Origin of the sequence: Mesorhizobium sp. M0011 (genome assembly GCF_040324155.1) — a bacterium.
GTDB lineage: Bacteria > Pseudomonadota > Alphaproteobacteria > Rhizobiales > Rhizobiaceae > Mesorhizobium.
In genome coordinates, this window is sequence record NZ_JAMYVQ010000015.1 from 87,382 (window position 1) to 104,670 (window position 17,289).

A 17,289-nucleotide genomic window follows, 5' to 3' on the forward strand; every position below is an offset into this window, starting at 1 on the left:
TTCGGTTTCGGGTGGCAAAGTGAAAACGTCCCATACGAACGGCCAACAGCGTGTTGGACGAACATCATTCCAGACGTAAACCGGCCGGGTATACTGAAAGGCTCATTCGCTTAAAGGGCGGTGACGGTTTGCACTCACACATTTAGCGCTTCGGCTACATGGTCCGTGAGGAGCCGTTTAGAGGCTGCGGGTCGGTCGTTCAGTTCATGTGACCAGCTAGGCGACTTAACAGGTCGTGGGCCGCCCACCTTACTTGGAGGAGGGTAGCCGGTTTGATGCCTTGGCAAGCTGATGACCGCAGAAGGCGGCTTTCATCTGTGCTCGGTCCAATTCTCCTTCCCAGCGGGCGACGACGAGGGATGCCACTGCGTTGCCGACGCAATTCGTCAGCGCCCGGCATTCGGACATGAAGCGGTCGATGCCGAGTATCAGTGCCATCCCAGCAACGGGAACACTCGGAACTACGGCGAGCGTAGCCGCCAGGGTGATGAAGCCCGCGCCTGTGACACCTGCAGCGCCCTTGGAGGAAAGCATTGCTACGAGCAGCAGCAGCACCTGATCGCCAATGGACAGATCCGTGTTCGTCGCCTGCGCGATGAAGAGGGCCGCCAGCGTCATGTAGATATTCGTGCCGTCCAGATTGAATGAGTATCCGGCCGGGATGACGAGACCCACAACCGAACGCCTGGCGCCCGCCCTCTCCATTTTCTGCATCAGCGAAGGGAGCGCCGCCTCCGAGGAGGACGTTGCGAGGACAAGCAGCAGCTCTTCCTTGATGTAGCGAATGAGAGAACAGATCGAGAAGCCGTTGTAGCGACAGACCGCGCCGAGAACCCCGAACACGAAGAGGAAGGCGGTGAAATAGAACGTCGCGACCAGCATCGCGAGGTTGACCACCGAACCGATGCCATATCTGCCGATGGTGAAGGCCATTGCGCCAAAAGCGCCGATCGGCGCGGCCTTCATCAGAATTCCAACGAGCTTGAAGACAGGCGCGATGAGCGCCTGAAGGAAGCAAACGACAGGCTTGCCCGGCTCGCCGGCCATCGCAAGCGCCATGCCGAACAGAACCGAGAAGAACAGCACCTGCAGGATGTCGCCTTCCGCGAAGGCACCGACGATCGTTGGCGGGATGATGTTCATCAGAAAGCCGGTGACCGACTGCTCGCTGGCTTTTGCGGCATAGGTATTCACGGCCTGGACATCGAGCGAGGCCGGATCAATGTTGAGGCCGGCGCCAGGCTGGACGACATTGGCGACGATGAGGCCGACGATCAGCGCGAGCGTCGAGAAGGTGAGGAAATAGACCATTGCTTTACCGGCGACCCGGCCGACCTTATGAAGATCGTTCATGCCGGCAATGCCGGTGGCAATTGTCAGGAAGATGACAGGCGCGATGATCATCTTGACCAGCTTGATGAAGGCATCACCCAGCGGCTTCAGGCTCTCGCCGGTCTCCGGATAAAAATAGCCAATTGCGACGCCGAGCGCGATGGCGGCAAGCACCTGGGCGTAGAGCTTGGTGTAGAAGGGTTTGCGGGGCGCGGGACTCGCGCCGCGGACTTGTGCAGCTGACACTGTTTCTCTCTCCCTGACCGGATCGAGGTGGCGTGACTTCTCCCGGGCTTCTCCCTATCGCGGCGCTCCGGTCGAACGCTGCACCAACGCCGCCGCAATACCCATGCCAGATGAATCCGCATGACCTGAACTGACGTGGGCTCGCCAATGATGGAGGAATGCGGTGTCAGACCAGCGGGATGGCCGCGGTCCGGCACGCCCTTGATGGTCTCTGGCAGAGTGCTGCCGGTCGATCCCTCTGGCTAGCGGTTTTGCTGCACAGAGCGTGGTGGGTTCCTCGTTTAGCCGGCTTTGGACCGGGCCGCATCGCTGGCGCCAGCGCGTACCAAATAGGTCGCCTGTTCATAAGCCCGTCCAGATGACAGGCTAACTTACCCCTGTTCGGAAGCGCTGTGAGAGGCGAGTTCCTCTCGCCGGAACGCCTGCGCCACATGACGAAATCCGTTGGTCTAGAGGAGGCCGAGAGCTTCGCTTTCCCTGACTAGCCGTGGCACCCATGATGGAATGAATGCGCTGGCACAAGGCGGGAACGACGAGGGTCCAGCACGACCCGTTGATGTTCACTGACAGAGTGCTGCCAGTCGATCCCTCTGGCTCGCGGTTCATCGGTGGCATCAGAGCCGAGAATGGCTGTGCTCTTTGCAGCGCTCCCGCTGCATGAAAGCCACGTCCAGACGTAGAGATTGACGCCGTTGGCGCTGACCACGACGATGCGATCTGGAAATTGCGAGCACCGGCTACCAAGCCGTACTCGACGCCAGCTTCGCGCCTTCACACGCGACACCGCCGCCGTATGATCAACTCGAGCAAAATGGGCGGTTGCCGCAAACGACCAGTGCCGTTGGCGGTTATTATCACTTCCGCCCCTCCGTCGCGGGCGCTGGTGAATGGCACGGCCCGGCTTTTACACTCGGCGCGGTCAGCCGCTCGGGCACCGCATCGCCGGCGCAAGTATTTCCGTCGTTCAACGGCAAAAACAGAATTGATGAATTCTATCATATGCCGCGAGGTTTCCTTTCACGAATGAAAGAAAGCTCGATTGACTATCCCGCCTCGCTCCAGTCTGTTGAAAACAACGTGTGGTTGCCTTGGTGCAAGCCGAGACCATGGCCAAGCTTCGTGGAGGGGAGAGCCAAGCGATGCATCAGGGTTCGATCCGCTTTGCACTCGACCAAACGGCGGCGGCACGAGTTCACGTCGGAGTATTTTCGCGCTTGCTCGCGACGTCGCGGGCGCACATGCCGCCGGCCTACGTTTGATGGCGCGAGATCGAGGATCACATGCACCACAACATTCGCAAATCAGAACAAAATGCCAGCGAGTGCGGCATATCGCTGCCGGATGCGATAAGAGGTTGTCCAACGTCCGAGACGAATCCTGCGAATGGGGTATTGCACGAGCGCGCCCTCACCGGAATCTTCGAAATATCGAAAATACTCACCGGTCCCGCCCGGCTCGAACTCACGTTGGCCAAGGTCGTTGATCTCCTGCACTCGTTAGTGCAGATGCGGCACGGCATCATCACTCTCTGCGATGCCGAGGCCGGACTGGACATCACCGTGGCCAGCGACTGCGACACGAACAGCAATGAGCCCTCCCGGTCGCGCGTGCCGCGCAACGCCATCGATCAGATTGTGACGACGGACACGCCGCTCATCGCCGAGGACATAGCGATGCATCCGGCCTTCACTGCCGCTGACATCGAGGTGCTTGGGGCCTCCGACACCGTGTCCTTCATCGGCGTTCCCATTCGTGTTGATGGGAACGCCGTAGGCGCGCTGACTGTGGACAGGGCTTTGGAAAGCAGGTCAAGCTATCGGCTCGATTACGATGTCCGACTGCTCACCATGATTGCCAACATGGTGGGACAGACAGTCAAGTTGCACCGCTTCTGCGCGGGGGACCGCGAGCGACCGCCGGAGTTGGAAGATCGGCTGCAGACGAAATTTTCCGATGTTAAGCACCCTGCACCCCGGCGCAAAAAGGTTCATGTCGAGGGGATGATTGGTGACAGTCCGGCGATAAGCGCGCTGCTGGAGAAGATCGCGATCGTAGCCAAGGCAAAAACCACGGTTCTGTTGCGAGGCGAGTCCGGTACCGGGAAGGAGCTGGCTGCCAAGGCAATTCACGAGTTGTCGCCGCGCGCCAAGCGGCCCTTCGTTAAACTCAATTGTGCAGCGCTCCCAGAGACAGTCCTGGAATCCGAATTGTTCGGTCATGAGAAGGGTGCCTTCACAAGCGCATTCAATTCCCGCAAGGGGCGCTTTGAGCTCGCTGACAAGGGGACGTTGTTTCTGGATGAGATTGGCGAGATCTCGGCCTCGTTCCAGGCAAAGCTGCTGCGCGTGCTGCAGGAGCAGGAGTTTGAGCGCGTCGGCAGCAATCAGACCATCAAGGTCGATGTTCGCGTGATTGCCGCCACGAACAGGAACCTGGAAGAGGCGGTTGCAAGGAATGAGTTCCGCGCCGACCTATACTACCGCATCAACGTGGTTCCCTTGCTGGTACCAGCATTGCGCCAGAGGCGCAGCGATATTCCGCTGCTCGCAGCTGAGTTTCTCAAGAAGTTCAACGACGAGAACGGCTGTACGCTTACCTTCGATCCGTGTGCGATTGAAGTGCTGATGAAATGTGAGTTTCCCGGCAACATTCGCGAGCTTGAAAATTGCGTGCACCGGACAGCGATCCTGGCCGAGGGACTATCAATCGGGAGAAACGACTTTGCCTGCTCCCAAGGCCAATGCTTTGCCGAGGCGCTGTGGAAGTGCAGATCGGGCAAGGCCGCGATGCAACCAGCGCCGATCCTGCCGGAGTCAGCGAATCCGGCCACGCCGCCGGATGCGGCAGCCTGTTCGGCCGCGACCACAGTCCCGCGTGCCGGCGCAACACACCCAATTGGTGCGAGGACCCCCGACATAGAGCGCGTCATTGCTGCCATGGAAAGATGTGGCTGGGTGCAGGCAAAGGCAGCGCGCCTCCTTGGACTGACCCCGCGCCAGATTGGCTACGTGCTGAGGAAATACGGCGTCGAGATCAAGCGTATCTGAAACCGAGGAGATGAGCTGAGCTGCTTAGCGCCTTGCGGCAGCGATGCAGGTCCGCGTCCGCTTCCACTCGATTCATCGAGGACAGCCTGGCCGAATTCCCGTGTCTGCGTTGCGACCATCGTGTGAGAGGCAACGCTTCCATCGTCAATCCTGTCCGCCATGTTGCTCTCGTTGCGAGCTCATACGGATGCCCCTGGTGACTAAAACGGAGTTAAAATATGTCCGATGCAAAACTGCAAACTGTGCTTTCGGCTCTTCCGCCAGTGACGCGACACTTATATGCTCTGCCGTCCAACGGACCAGCACCGGACGGAAATTTTGTCAAGCTGAATACGAATGAGAACCCGTTTCCGTTGCCGCCAATCATAATGCAAAGTGCAGTGGCGGCCCTCAAGTGCCAGTATCTATATCCGGATGACGATAACATCAGCTTGAGGGAAGCGGCGTCCAGCACCTATGGCGTTTCCAGGGATCAGGTCATCGCAGGCAATGGGTCGTCTGAACTGCTCGGACTGATCTACAGAGCTTTCCTCGCGCCTGGCGACAAGGTTGCGATGATGTCGCCAGGGTTTTCGTTCAACCGCAAACTTGCCATGATTCAGGGCGCCGAGTTTCTCGAAATCGGATGTCAAGCTCATTCCCTGCCAATGGAGCAATTGCTTTCTGGTCCGGCAAAAGACGCCAAGTTCATTATGTTGGCCAATCCAAACAATCCGACCGGAACATTCCTCCCGATAAGCGATATCGAACGCCTCGTAGCACAATCAGACCGCTTGGTTGTCCTTGATGAAGCCTACGTCGACTTTGCACCCGATCATGGCCTGCGCCTCATCAACCAGTATCCGAACGTTCTGATCTTGAGGTCATTCTCGAAAAGCTATGCCGCCGCCGGCATTCGCGTCGGTTTCGGTTTCGGTCACCCTGAAATTATTGGCAGGCTGCGAAACATCCAGAACGTCTTCAACATGAACGTCATCGGGCATGCCGTTGGTATCAGCGTGCTTGCGCATCGCGGCGCCTACGCAGAGAACCACAAGCACATCAAGGATGAACGAGAGCGAGTGACAGTCGCGCTGTCGCAACTCGGATTTTCCGTAACGCCCTCCCGCGCAAATTTCTTGCTGGCCCGTGTGCCCGCGGGACAGGACGGCTCATGGTGGCAAGCAGCATTGGAAAGGCAAAAGATACTTGTCGCGTTTTTTCCGGACAAAGGCTTGGAACACTGCATCCGCGTCAGCATCGGCACAAAAGAGCAGATGGATGCATTTCTTGCTGCCGCTGGCGACATTGCTGGAAGCTTAACGGTGCCAAGCTCCAAGGGCAGGGAAGCGTCAGGCTCTGCTTCTTCGTTACGCTGACGTTAATCGGCGATCACACACATCTCTTCCGACTTGCTTGGTCATCCCAGCAAGAGAACAGCCTGCTTTTAAAATCGGGGACTTATCGAGTGACAAACGTCTTTCCTTCAAACCTAGCGTTCGGCATCTTCGATCATCTGGACGAGGATGGCCGCGACATCGGTCGGCAGTACGAAGATCGCCTGATATTAGCAGAGGCGTGCGATCAGCTAGGGTTCTATGCCTATCATCTCGCAGAACACCACTGTACTCCCCATGGGAGAGGTCCATCGCCGAATCTGTTCTTATCGAGCGTCGCCCAGCGCACCCGGCGCTTGCGTCTCGGACCCTTGGTGATGCTGCTTGCGCTTTATCATCCGCTGCGTGCGTTCGAAGAGATCTGTATGCTGGACCAGTTGAGCGGTGGCAGGCTCGAACTGGGCATAGGGCGCGGTGCTCTCCCGATCGAATTGGGCTACTTCGGGATTGGTGCGGACGCGGTGCCGGGCCGTTATGCTGAAGCCAGCGAAATCCTCATGGAAATACTTGTTAATCCGATGAAGGTCGGCACGCTATGCTATCAAGGCCGCCATTTTGATCTCAATGACGTTCCTTTGACGCTAAGACCTCATCAGCGTCCACATCCGCCGACATGGGTCGCTGCCAATCGACCCGAGTCCGCAGCTTGGGCGGCTGCGAATGGAACAAATATCGCGTGTGTAGGACCTTCCTCTTCTGTTCGCAAAACTACTGATGCGTTCCGCGCCTATCGAGAGGACAACGCCCGCGCGGGGGATCAGGCGCAATTTATCGGATTGCTCCGCATGGTCGTGGTTGGGCGTTGTGACACACATGCCTATTCGCTCGCGGCACCTGCTTACGAACGCTGGCTCAAGAGCTTCCAATTCCTTTACGAGCTCAACGCTATCCCCACTCCACCAAACCTGCCGCTGACCTTCGATGCGGCAGTCGAGAGTGAATTGTGCGTGGTAGGATCAGCAGAATCTGTGCGAAAAGCTCTGTTAGGTCAGTTGGAAGAGGCAGGTGCCAACTACCTGCTTTGTCAACTGGCATTTGGAAATCTGCCGCTAGATGCTTCCCTGTACACTGCGACGACCATCCAATCCGAAATCATGGCTCGACTTGGCTGACCATGAAATTCGCAGTCTGAGGTTGAATCGTTGTACAGCGCTCCCTCACATCCACGTGCTCTAGCGTGCACGTGGTGGGGACGGGCAATCGGGAGGGAGGCCAAACTGACGACGAGCCGGCGGCACAGAATACCAGGTTTGTGCGTTGGCTGGCGTCTGGGCCATCTTGTGAACCTGCATGATCCTAAGGAGATGATGGCCGAGCGCGTCACAATGCAGGCACGCGTCTGCTCGTCGCGCTCGCGCTAGCCGTTGCCCATAGCCCGCCGCAGAGGTTCTTCTCGCCCGGGGCGGCGTCGGTGCGGCGCCTCCAGCTTCATCAGCGGCCCGGCGGTAGCAAAGCCGCCACTCGCTTCGGCGCTGTTGAGGGCGCGCTCGCGAGCGGCTTTGCTACGCCCAGCCACCACCAGGAGCGAGCTCGCCCGATGATGGGGTGCACCGCGGTCGGGATACGATGCTGGAGGAAATCGTTCGCAGCCGGTCTTCACGAACTGCGAGGAGTGCTTGTCCTTGAATGCTGCCTGCTGGCCGTCTGCGGTGCCTGAGTGGTCCGCCGACACGCCCGAAAGTCAACGCCACTACCACAAGGCCGCCAAAAAGTCAGGTCTGGGAGCCAGCTTGCACGGTGGTCTCGTGTTCGGGGATGTCGTCGAAGGAGGCATAGTTGAGATAGTAGAGTTTGGAATACAGGCCGCCCATGGCTATTAGCTCATCGTGGTTGCCAGTCGCAACAACTTGGCCATTCTGAAGCACGATGATGCGGTCGGCCCCCCGGATCGTGGCGAGGCGGTGGGCGATGACGAGGCCAGTCCGCCCTTCAAGCAGCTTGATCAGAGCCTTCTGAATCTGCAATTCCGTGTAGCTGTCGATGTTGGCGGTAGCTTCGTCGAGCACGAGGATCTTGGCGTCAGCGACGAGGGCCCGGGCGAAACTGATAAGCTGGCGCTGGCCAAGAGATAAGTTGTCGCCGCGTTCGCCAAGTTGGGTCTCATACCCGTCGGCGAGGCTCATGACGAAGTCATGCGCGCCGACCGCCGTCGCCGCCTCGATCACCTTGTCGCGCGTGGCTTCCGTCTTCTGGTATCGAATGTTCTCGAAGACCGTCCCGGTGAACAGGAATGGCTCCTGCAGCACCATGGCGACCTGGCGGCCGAGCGATTCTTGGGTGAGGTCGCGCACATCATGCCCGCCGACCAGCACCTGACCCTGCTGAACATCATAGAAGCGGTGGACCAGGGCCATCGCACTCGATTTGCCAGAACCGCTCGGTCCGACCAGTGCGACCGTCTCGCCGGGGTTGACCCTGAAGGAGACATTTTTCAGAACCGAACGGTTCGGATCGTAGCCGAATGTGACGTCCCTAAACTCAACCGAGCCGTCCATTTCGGGCGAAAGCACCTCGGCATTGGGTTTGTCCTGAACATCGATCTTGACATCGAGCACATCGGTCAGGCGCTTGCCTGAGGCCATGGCGCGCTGCATGATCGAATATTGCAGGGTGAGTGAGCGGATCGGGTCAAAGAAGCGCTGGATGTAAAACAGGTAGGCTACCAACACGCCCACATCTATACGGCTATTCACGACCATCGAGCCGCCGACCACAATAACGGCGGCCAAGGCGAGGCCCGTCAGGCCATCGACGATAGGCACCATGACCAGTGCATATCTGGCAGCGATCAGTTGGGTCCTGAGGTTGGCATGGGCCCGGTCGTCGAAAAGAATGAAATTCACCTGCTGGCGATCCATCGACTGTATGGTCCGCACGCCGTGAATGGCTTCGGCCAGCGCGCCATTGACGACTGAATTGGTTTCGTGTGCAGCCATGAAGGCGTCGCGGGCACGCGGCAGCCAGACAATGCGGACGATCACCAGGATCGGCAGAACCGACAGCGTCAGGAGGCCGAGGCGAAAGTCGAGCCACAGCATTACGAAAACGATGCCGAAGAGAAGCGCAACATCGCCTAGGGAATATACCGAGGTTTCCAGGAACTCCTGTATGGAGTTAACGTCGCCTTGCAGGCGCGACATCAGACGTCCGACCTCAGTCTTGTCCATGAACGAGAGCGAAACCTTTTGCAGATGGCCAAACATGGCGCGGCGGATGTCGAACAGGACAGTTTCGGCAATTTTCCCATCCAAGGTTTCCTGCATGTAACCGGCGGCGAAATTGACCAAAATCGCCGAAAGGAACGCGCCGACGGCCGCAAGCTGGGCTGAGCGATCGCTCGCTACCGGGTTCATGCCCTGGTCGATCGCGTAGCGGATGATCAAGGGGATGAGAAGCTGCGTCCCGGTGAAGATCAACATCGCGACAATCGTGACAAATACCTTTGCCCGATAGGGATGGACGAAGCCCCAGATCCGGCGGAGGATGCTCTTGTCGAAAGCCCGGCCGAACATCTCCTCCTCGATCCGGTGCGAGCCGACGACCGCGCGCGGAGGGCGTCTGCCGTCGTCACGTTCGGCTTCGAGTTCGCCGGGGCCCTGGTCCATCAGCGGGCGCCCCCATACTGGGTCATATGCTATCACCTGGGCGCGTCTGGAGATCGTAAAGGGCCCTGTAGCGTCCCCGCTTCGCCAGAAGCTCTTCATGCGTGCCGCGTTCTACGATTTCGCCGTTATCGACAAAAAGGATCTGATCGGCATGCAGAAGCGCACTCAGCCGGTGCGCGATGATGATCGTCACCCGATCCTTGGCGAAGCGCCGCGTCGCCGCGCGAATGCGCTGCTCGGTGCCGGCATCGATCGCGGCCATCGAGTCGTCGAAAACGACGACAGAGGGGCGCAGCATCATGGTGCGAGCAATCGTGAGACGCTGGCGCTGGCCGCCAGAGAGAGAGACGCCGCGTTCGCCCACGACCGTCTCATACCCTGCTGGGAGCCCGAGGATGTAGTTGTGGAGCTGGGCGAATTCGCCAGCGCGTTCAATTCGCTGTCTCTTCGCCCAGGGGTCGCCATAAGCGATGTTGTTCTCAATCGTGGTGGTGAACAGGAACGCATCCTGCTGTACAACGGCAACCGCCTTGCGAAGGCTCTCGAGGGTGACATTGCGTATGTCCTGGCCGTCCAACGTGATGGCGCCACCGGTCACGTCGTAAAAGCGGGGGATCAGATGAGCCATCGTCGATTTGCCGGAACCCTGCGGACCGACGATCGCGATCGTCTCGCCTCTCCGGGCCTCAAAGCTGAGGTTCTTCAGAATGGCGCGGTTTTCGACATTGGGGTACGCAAATGAGACATTGTGGAAGCGCAGAGTGCCGTCGCTTATCTCAAGCGGTCTGGCCTCGAGAGCATCCCTGATCGTGATCTCCTGATCGAGGAGACCGAAAAGCCGCGAACCGCAGCTGGAAGCGCGGGCAAAGGCATTGACCATGAGGCCGATCTGGCGGACTGGCATTTGCAGGATGGTCATGAAGGTCAGGAAGGTCGCCATCGTTCCGACGCTGATCTCGCCAGCGATGAGCTTGTTGCCACCGATCCAAAGCACCAATCCCATTGCGAAAAAGAAGGACAAGGTCATCGCCGACGTGCTGGGTACGTAGATGTCAACGAGATCGTTGGCGAGGCCGAGCGCGGTCTTGGAAGCGCGGTCGAACTTCAGCATCTCATAGGATTGAGCCGCAAAAGCGCGAACCACGCGGATGCCTGCGAGATTTTCCTTCATCACGCGGCTTAGTACCGAAAGGCGCTCATAGAGGTCGAGCCAGGTGGCGCGCAGCCTAAGCTGTGTGGTCGATGAGCGCCAGGCGACAAAAGGCACGAAGCTCAGCGCGACCAGGCCGAGCATGAGATCGATCGAGATCATCATGTAGGCGCCGATCCCGATCAGCATGGTGAGCAGGACCACGCGAACGAGCGCGGTGGAAAAATACATCCGCACGCCTTGGAGATCGAGCATTCCGATGGTGATCAGATCGCCTGAATGGACCCGATCGTGAAAGGAAAAGCTGAGACGCTGGATCTTGTCGTAGTAGGCGAGCCGCAGTTCGTACGCGACATGATGCCCGACGGCTTCGGCAAAATAGTTCTGCGCCATCGTGAAAAGGCCGCGTAGCGCGCTGACGGCGAGCAGCAGGAGAGCCGGGGTCCAGAGCGCTTGTCCCGCCGCGCTCCCGGCGACACCGCCCCCGATGGCTGTCTGGGCCTGGTCGACAGCCCGGCCGAGAAGCTGGGGAATGAGCAACTGGAGGATTGCCGCCATGACCGTCGAGCCCATAGCGAAGGCGACCTGCCAGGGATGCCGAAAATTCATGCGCGTTATGCGCAACAGCGTACTCAAATCCCGGCCCCAGCGCGCCGCTTCAACATGGGTCAACGAATTCAGAGCGTTCGTTGCGCTGCCGACAGCATCACTGTTCACGGGTGTATTCCCGACTGCATTTTGCGCCTTCGAGGAAAGCCGAAGGACGCATCATCAAAGGCGACCGCCATTTTAATCCTGTCCACAACCTGCAGCCTTGCCCGTTCCCAGAAGCCGAGCCGCCGCTTGACTAAGTGGCATGTCGATCACCGTGATTCCGCTTGCCGCAAGGAAACGCGCTTCGTTTCTGGTCAGGGTTTCCGCGTCCATTACGGTGCAATAGGGACCGCGGGAGCGCTTCATGATCTGTCTGGCGTAGGTGCGCAGCATCTGATCGTTGAAGCGGCAGCCAACGAAGAAAAATCCACGGGTGATGCGCCGTTCCTTCACCACGTCAGGAATAGGTGTCTGGATATCAATTTCGGTCAGGACTTCGACATAGTCGGAATCTGCGACGAGAAAGTTTTGCGAGGGCCTACTACTCCCGTGAGGTGTATAGAGGACCGTCTTTGCCCCCGATCGGTCGAGCTCCCTCCCGGACAAATCGTAGGTTTTTGTCCAAATGTTGCCGATTTCGTTCGCCCGCGTGACGCCTTGTATCTCAACGACGTCCGTTCGGCCGGTCTCCACGAGAGCCGTGCGCATCGCGCTGTCATACCAGCTGTCGATGATGAGGGAGAGCGGCAGCCTTGCGAGCCAGGCGTGGAGGAGGGTTGGCCTCACCGGCGCTGCGAATATCTCGGTCATCCAAGCTTGAAGCGTCCGGCGATGCCGGCGCTGTTCGATGAACTGCGCAACCGACCACATATTGGTGCGGATCCTGGAAGGGGCGGGCGCCCGTGCATTGAGTGCCGCGGCAACGACCTCCGGAGTATGCGGCACAGGCGGTTCCGCACAGTTGAACCCAAGAAGACCCGGACCGAGATAGGGGATCACCTCATCGGCGGCGAGCGCTGCCTTCGCCAGGTCAAGCAGCTTATCGGCAAAACTGTCCCGCACTATGACAAGGTGGCCCGATGTCAGGATCGTATTCATGCTCGTTTCCTCGCGACGCACTTAGCGGCAGCATCAGTCCTCTTCGGAAACCTTCCTTGCCTCGACAGTGATCGGCAGACGCGTATCCCGTGGGAGATCGGGTAAGACGAGCCGCCACCCGTTCCGGAGCGTGATAGTTCCGCCCCACAACTCTTCCTTCTCGAGCTTGATGATCGGCTCTTCGAGGTCCTTTTTGGGGACATAGGCCGACAAGCCAGCATCGGTCCTGCGGATCATGACTTTCATCTGGCGGTCCCTTCATTGGTATTGCTTTCAGCACTGCAGGACTCGGCTTTCTCGAGGCTCATCAGTTCACGCGCTCGCATGCCGACGACGGTGCCACGGTCGATCCACTCGACCGCATAGATGAAGAACTGCTGGAGAAAGGTGCCGATGTCGCGCACATATCCCTCGTCGCCCTTGCGCACGAGATTTTCGCCGATCTCCCTGCCAGGATAGGTGCCGTCATTCTTTATGTGGCGAGTAGCACGTACCCGCTCTCCCGGCATGAAGCGTGGCGGCCTGCGGATTTCGATCTCCTCTTCGCGTCCGAGCGACATGTCCGTTCCCTGATTTCTCTTGCGGCTGCAGGTTGTGCGTTCCAGGCGTCCTGCGTAGGCAGCCCCAACCATGTCGGCAGCCATGTGGTCACGCAGGAACGCAGGTCTTCGGCACCGGACATACCGAGGCACATTGCTGCGCATCGAAGACCCCCTCGCATTCGGTGCACTTCTGTGACTCGATCACGTAGCTCTCGCCTTTGAACTTGATCGCGCCGGAAGGACATTCGAATTCGCAGGCGCCGCATTGGGTGCATTGGGATGCGATGATCTTGAAAGCCATTTTAACTCCTGGTCCGAATGGATGAGACAGCTCAGGCCGTCGCCGCGAGTGCGGGGGCCCCTGACGCGGCGGTGTAAATCGCGCTGATTGCCGTCGCGATATAGTCATGGGCGCAAGCGTCGGTGGCTCTGATTCCAGCGTCCGCGAGCTGATCCTGCGGGCAAGTTCCAATCCTGGCGCACAGCACGATATCTATGCCTTGAAGGGCTGCGATGATGCCATCGAGGGCGGCTTCCTTGCCCAAGCCGCCGAGGCAATACTTCTCCACCTTGCGATGCCCGACAAAGCTGATCCCTCTCGGCGAGGCTTCGTAAACCTGGAATTCCTTCGCATGGCCGAAATGTTCGTTGACGCGGCCGCCGCCCTTGGTCGCCACCGCGAAGAGGACGGATTTGCCGGGCCTCGCTGCCTTGACCAATCCGATCGCTTCACTTCTGGCCGCCACGTGATCACGGCGCTCCTGCGCGACCAGCTCCCGATAGGCGTTACGCTTGCTGGCATCGTAGGTGACCTCGCCGGGAATCCGGTCGGCCGTGAATTCCTGGCCACGATCCTCGCCAAGCATGCCGACGGCATCTGCCCGGCACTGCCGGCAGTGGCGCATCAACTGGGCGCCGCCTTCGAGACGATCCTGAAGAGCCTTCAGCTCCATTGCGTTTGGGCCGCGCTGCCCACTCAGTCCGTAGTGCGTGCCGTGCGCCGGGTCCGAAATCAGCGGCATGAGGTTGTGCAGGAACGCGCCTCGCTCCTTGACCCATCTATTCACCTCGATCAGATGCTCATCGTTCACGCCAGGAATCATCACCGAATTGATTTTGGTGAGGATGCCGCGCGCGGTCAGCATCTCCAGGCCCAACATCTGCCGCTCGTGCAGCATCCGGGCGGCTTCGAGGCCGACGTAGCGGCGATGGTCGTAAAAGATCCAAGGATAGATCTTTGTACCGACCTCAGGGTCGACCATGTTGATGGTGATCGTCACGTGATCGACATTCATGTCGGCAAGCTCATCGACATGGTCCGGTAGCGCGAGCCCATTCGTGGAGATGCAAAACTTGATGTCTGGGATTTCCCTGGCGACCCTGGCGAAGGTCGCCTTCGTCTTCTTCCAGTCGTAACAGGCATCGCCCGGTCCGGCGATGCCGAGCACGGAAAGCTGCGGCACCTCGCTGGCGACCGCGATCACCTTGCGTAGCGCCTGGTCGGGCGTCAGCTTTTCAGAGGCCACCCCAGGCCGGCTTTCGTTGGCGCAGTCATATTTGCGATTGCAGTAGTTGCACTGGATGTTGCAGCCCGGCGCGACCGCGACGTGCATGCGCGCGAAATAGTGATGCGCCTCTTCTGAAAAGCAGGGATGATCCTTGATCTTCTCCCAGACAGCCGGATCCGTGTCGTCGGGCTTTGTCGACGAGCCGCAGGATGACGCGCAGCCACCGGGTTTCATGGTGCCAAGCAACTGGTCACCGAATGTCGTGCTGAGGCTCTCAAGCGAAATTGCCGGTGCAGACATGAACGGCTCCGTTGCTGCGTGATGTCGCAGTTCAAAGCGCAAGAGCTATGCCAGCTCAAAGAGCTGTTTCGGTTCACGAATAGGCTTGTCGTGTCAGATTCCTTCGGATTGCTCCGACACACCTTTGTCGGGCTTACGACAGTGGACACGCAAATAGGGTCGCGAGGCTACCAGCCTTGGGCGCGCAAAGTGTGAGCGAGACCACTCCGGGCTGCTTACGGTTGACGTCATCACGACGTCTAGAATTTCTTCACCACGATACCATGCCGGCGCAGGGCGTAGCCGACTTGCCGCGGCGTGAGCCCGAGGATACGAGCCGCCCTGGCCTGAACCCAACCGGCCTTGTCCATCGCGTCGATCACCCGGTCGCGTTCCGCCAGACGCGGGGGACAAGTGGGATCGTTCGGATCGCCTGCCGTAAAGGGAGATATCTTGCCTGCGGAGGCACCGATGCAACTGGCCGGCAGCCGCAATCCGACCGGCGCTGCGTTGACCCGTGCGAGATCGTCGATGGCATTGCCGCCATTCGATCGGTCGGCTCGCTTCCAGAGGAGCCAGGAAAGGCACTGGCCCTTCTTACAGGCGAAATCGGATGGAGTGATCGTCCTTGAGCGCGCAAGTGTGGCCGTCCTTTGGACGCAGTTCTCCAGCTCGCGGACGTTACCAGGGAAGTAACATTGCGAGATCAGGTCAAGCGCCGGCGCCGCGAAGGCTAGTGCGCGATCGTTCTCCTTGTTGAACCGGTTGAGGAAGGCGTTCGCAAGGCGTGGAATATCGCCGGTTCTCTCTCTGAGCGGAGGCAGGATAATTGGCACGACATTGATGCGGTAATAAAGGTCGGCCCTGAACTCCCCTTTTATGACGGCCGTCTCGAGGTCCTTGTTGGTGGCGCATATGAGGCGCACGTCGACCTGTAGCGTTTTGGTGCCGCCGACTCGCTCCAACTCGCCTTCCTGCAAGACACGCAACAGCTTGGCTTGAAAGGCCGGCGAAATCTCGCCGATTTCATCAAGTAGCAGCGTTCCCTCATTTGCCAATTCAAAACGACCGGCGCGCTGGGAGATAGCACCCGTGAAAGCGCCCTTTTCATGCCCAAACAGTTCTGACTCCAGAACGCTTTCAGACAGTGCGGCGCAGTTCAATTTGACGAAAGACTTCTTCCTCCGACGTGAGAGCTTATGGATGGCCTGCGCAAAGAATTCCTTGCCGGTGCCGCTTTCACCCCGCAGAAGCACGGTGGAATTGGTCCCTGCTACGACCGAGACGGTTTCGAGCACCTGCTTGAGTGCGGGGCTTTCCCCGATGATCCCGTCGATTTTGGCATCCGCATGCCGGGCAGGGTCGTAGGTCCTCCCCTCGTTGGGCGATTTCTCCGGTCCCGATTGCTCATGGCCACACCGCTGACGATCTGTACTCAGGGCGCGATGGAGGCGGATGGTCCGGCCGACAAGGTTGGCGACCATCGTCAGGAAATAAATGTCCTCGTCGTCGCGAAAGTCGGTGGCGCCGTCTCCGGCGCGGTCGATCGACAATGTCCCAAGGATATCATGATCAGCCTTTAGCGGGATACCGATAAAGGCAATTGGGATGGTTCCGATGCTCGAAGACGTTTGAAGGTCAGCCTGAAATAGTTGGGACTTGCGCACGTCCGGTATGAAGAGCGGCGTCCCCGTAGCGACGATTTGATCTGTTACGGCCTGTGGTATGACGCGGCGAGTGCCTGATTGACGTACGTGGGTATTGCCGGCAGTCGCGGCAATCTCCAGCTCTCCTTCAGCGTCCAGGACGACGATTGCTCCGTGACGCATCTGCAGAAATGAAGGCAGGACGTTCACGACATTGGCGAGCGTAATCTCCAGCTCGCTGGGGGCGGTGAGCACCTTCGATATCTCGTAGAGTCCTCTGAGCGCGATATCTGATTGGGGCATGCTTTTGATGGGCGGTTCAGGGCGGGTCTCCCGAGGTCCAACCTCGTCGACCCGATCTTGCGGTCCGTGGGTCATGGAAACACCTCAGGGGTTGTCGTCCAGAGTGCTCCTCCTTTTTTATCTGAATTCTGAAAGCATGGTATTCACGAGCTTCTCTTCGTCAAAGCGACGATCGAAGCAAAGAAAATAGACTTGGCATTGGGCGAGACCTAAACTGTATCAAGATCAACCCTCTTAATACGTGCGTGCGTCGGTCATCCGAATTTGAAGAGGACTCCGAAACCGCCGCGTGGATAGTTCCACTCGATCTCGCCACTGGTCTCACACAAAATCCGGCAGGTGCCGCACTCCATGCAGCCGTCAGCAGTGATCTCCACTTGACCTTTGTCGTTCAACTCATAACATTTCGCCGGGCAGACGTGGGTAAGCGCGAGCAAGTTCGCGCTTGGCCTCTCGTGCGGTCGCACTTTGATATGCGGGCGGCCGGAATCCACCAAGTAGCGGTTCTGGTAAAGCTTGTCCTCGACACGTGACTTTGTCACTGCGATCGTCATTTCGTCTCC

Annotated in this window: 13 protein-coding genes; 3 read left to right on the top strand and 10 right to left on the bottom strand. The window is 58.9% G+C overall.

Annotated elements, in window-relative coordinates; all coding sequences use genetic code 11:
• Positions 1 to 249: 249 nt before the first annotated feature.
• On the bottom strand, positions 250 to 1,578 hold the full coding sequence (locus NKK51_RS17790; protein WP_352554107.1) for a dicarboxylate/amino acid:cation symporter: 1,329 nt from the start codon (positions 1,576 to 1,578) through the stop codon (positions 250 to 252).
• A 1,280-nt stretch (positions 1,579 to 2,858) separates the two neighbouring features.
• Between NKK51_RS17790 and nifA (NKK51_RS17795) the strand changes: the two genes are divergently transcribed.
• The 3 genes from nifA (NKK51_RS17795) (at position 2,859) to NKK51_RS17805 (ending at position 7,113) form a co-directional block, all read left to right on the top strand.
• Positions 2,859 to 4,625 carry a nif-specific transcriptional activator NifA gene (gene nifA, locus NKK51_RS17795; protein ID WP_352554108.1) on the top strand — a complete coding sequence of 589 codons (1,767 nt, stop codon included), beginning with the start codon at positions 2,859 to 2,861 and terminating at the stop codon, positions 4,623 to 4,625.
• 218 nt (positions 4,626 to 4,843) lie between these two features.
• On the top strand, positions 4,844 to 5,983 hold the full coding sequence (gene hisC, locus NKK51_RS17800) for a histidinol-phosphate transaminase (protein ID WP_023736288.1): 1,140 nt from the start codon (positions 4,844 to 4,846) through the stop codon (positions 5,981 to 5,983).
• 89 nt (positions 5,984 to 6,072) lie between these two features.
• On the top strand, positions 6,073 to 7,113 hold the full coding sequence (locus NKK51_RS17805) for an LLM class flavin-dependent oxidoreductase (protein WP_352554109.1): 1,041 nt from the start codon (positions 6,073 to 6,075) through the stop codon (positions 7,111 to 7,113).
• 600 nt (positions 7,114 to 7,713) lie between these two features.
• On the opposite strand, the gene NKK51_RS17810 is transcribed toward NKK51_RS17805, so the two are convergent.
• The 9 genes from NKK51_RS17810 to NKK51_RS17850 all read right to left on the bottom strand — a co-directional run bounded on the left by NKK51_RS17810 (position 7,714) and on the right by NKK51_RS17850 (position 17,280).
• Positions 7,714 to 9,606 carry an ABC transporter ATP-binding protein gene (locus NKK51_RS17810; RefSeq protein ID WP_352554110.1) on the bottom strand — a complete coding sequence of 631 codons (1,893 nt, stop codon included), beginning with the start codon at positions 9,604 to 9,606 and terminating at the stop codon, positions 7,714 to 7,716.
• Between the two features lie 22 nt (positions 9,607 to 9,628).
• Positions 9,629 to 11,473: an ABC transporter ATP-binding protein gene (locus NKK51_RS17815; RefSeq protein ID WP_352554111.1), complete on the bottom strand. Its 1,845-nt coding sequence runs from the start codon at positions 11,471 to 11,473 to the stop codon at positions 9,629 to 9,631.
• 72 nt (positions 11,474 to 11,545) lie between these two features.
• Positions 11,546 to 12,448 carry an SIR2 family NAD-dependent protein deacylase gene (locus tag NKK51_RS17820; protein ID WP_352554112.1) on the bottom strand — a complete coding sequence of 301 codons (903 nt, stop codon included), beginning with the start codon at positions 12,446 to 12,448 and terminating at the stop codon, positions 11,546 to 11,548.
• 33 nt (positions 12,449 to 12,481) lie between these two features.
• Entirely contained in the window at positions 12,482 to 12,694 is a 213-nt protein-coding gene (nifT, locus tag NKK51_RS17825) for a putative nitrogen fixation protein NifT (RefSeq protein WP_023813715.1), read from the bottom strand.
• On the bottom strand, positions 12,691 to 13,008 hold the full coding sequence (locus NKK51_RS17830; RefSeq protein ID WP_352554113.1) for a nitrogen fixation protein NifZ: 318 nt from the start codon (positions 13,006 to 13,008) through the stop codon (positions 12,691 to 12,693). The genes nifT and NKK51_RS17830 overlap by 4 nt, the downstream gene beginning before the upstream one ends.
• Before the next feature lie 88 nt (positions 13,009 to 13,096).
• Positions 13,097 to 13,291, bottom strand: a complete 195-nt coding sequence (locus NKK51_RS17835; RefSeq protein ID WP_023672218.1) for a 4Fe-4S dicluster domain-containing protein — start codon at positions 13,289 to 13,291, stop codon at positions 13,097 to 13,099.
• Positions 13,292 to 13,322: 31 nt separating this feature from the next.
• Positions 13,323 to 14,798 carry a nitrogenase cofactor biosynthesis protein NifB gene (gene nifB, locus NKK51_RS17840; RefSeq protein WP_352554114.1) on the bottom strand — a complete coding sequence of 492 codons (1,476 nt, stop codon included), beginning with the start codon at positions 14,796 to 14,798 and terminating at the stop codon, positions 13,323 to 13,325.
• A gap of 239 nt (positions 14,799 to 15,037) precedes the next feature.
• Positions 15,038 to 16,801: a nif-specific transcriptional activator NifA gene (gene nifA / locus NKK51_RS17845; RefSeq protein WP_502902471.1), complete on the bottom strand. Its 1,764-nt coding sequence runs from the start codon at positions 16,799 to 16,801 to the stop codon at positions 15,038 to 15,040.
• A gap of 179 nt (positions 16,802 to 16,980) precedes the next feature.
• Positions 16,981 to 17,280, bottom strand: coding sequence for a ferredoxin family protein (locus tag NKK51_RS17850; RefSeq protein WP_023678245.1), 300 nt, complete (start codon positions 17,278 to 17,280; stop codon positions 16,981 to 16,983).
• Positions 17,281 to 17,289: the final 9 nt, after the last annotated feature.

Bases quoted from the DNA above. Each gene is read 5' to 3' on its own strand.
- NKK51_RS17830 (WP_352554113.1), bottom strand. From the start codon at position 13,008: ATGTCGCTCGGACGCGAAGAGGAGATCGAAATCCGCAGGCCGCCACGC.
- nifA (WP_502902471.1), bottom strand. From the start codon at position 16,801: ATGACCCACGGACCGCAAGATCGGGTCGACGAGGTTGGACCTCGGGAG.
- nifB (WP_352554114.1), bottom strand. From the start codon at position 14,798: ATGTCTGCACCGGCAATTTCGCTTGAGAGCCTCAGCACGACATTCGGT.
- NKK51_RS17810 (WP_352554110.1), bottom strand. From the start codon at position 9,606: ATGGACCAGGGCCCCGGCGAACTCGAAGCCGAACGTGACGACGGCAGA.
- NKK51_RS17820 (WP_352554112.1), bottom strand. From the start codon at position 12,448: ATGAATACGATCCTGACATCGGGCCACCTTGTCATAGTGCGGGACAGT.
- nifT (WP_023813715.1), bottom strand. From the start codon at position 12,694: ATGAAAGTCATGATCCGCAGGACCGATGCTGGCTTGTCGGCCTATGTC.
- hisC (WP_023736288.1), top strand. From the start codon at position 4,844: ATGTCCGATGCAAAACTGCAAACTGTGCTTTCGGCTCTTCCGCCAGTG.
- NKK51_RS17850 (WP_023678245.1), bottom strand. From the start codon at position 17,280: ATGACGATCGCAGTGACAAAGTCACGTGTCGAGGACAAGCTTTACCAG.
- NKK51_RS17835 (WP_023672218.1), bottom strand. From the start codon at position 13,291: ATGGCTTTCAAGATCATCGCATCCCAATGCACCCAATGCGGCGCCTGC.
- nifA (WP_352554108.1), top strand. From the start codon at position 2,859: ATGCACCACAACATTCGCAAATCAGAACAAAATGCCAGCGAGTGCGGC.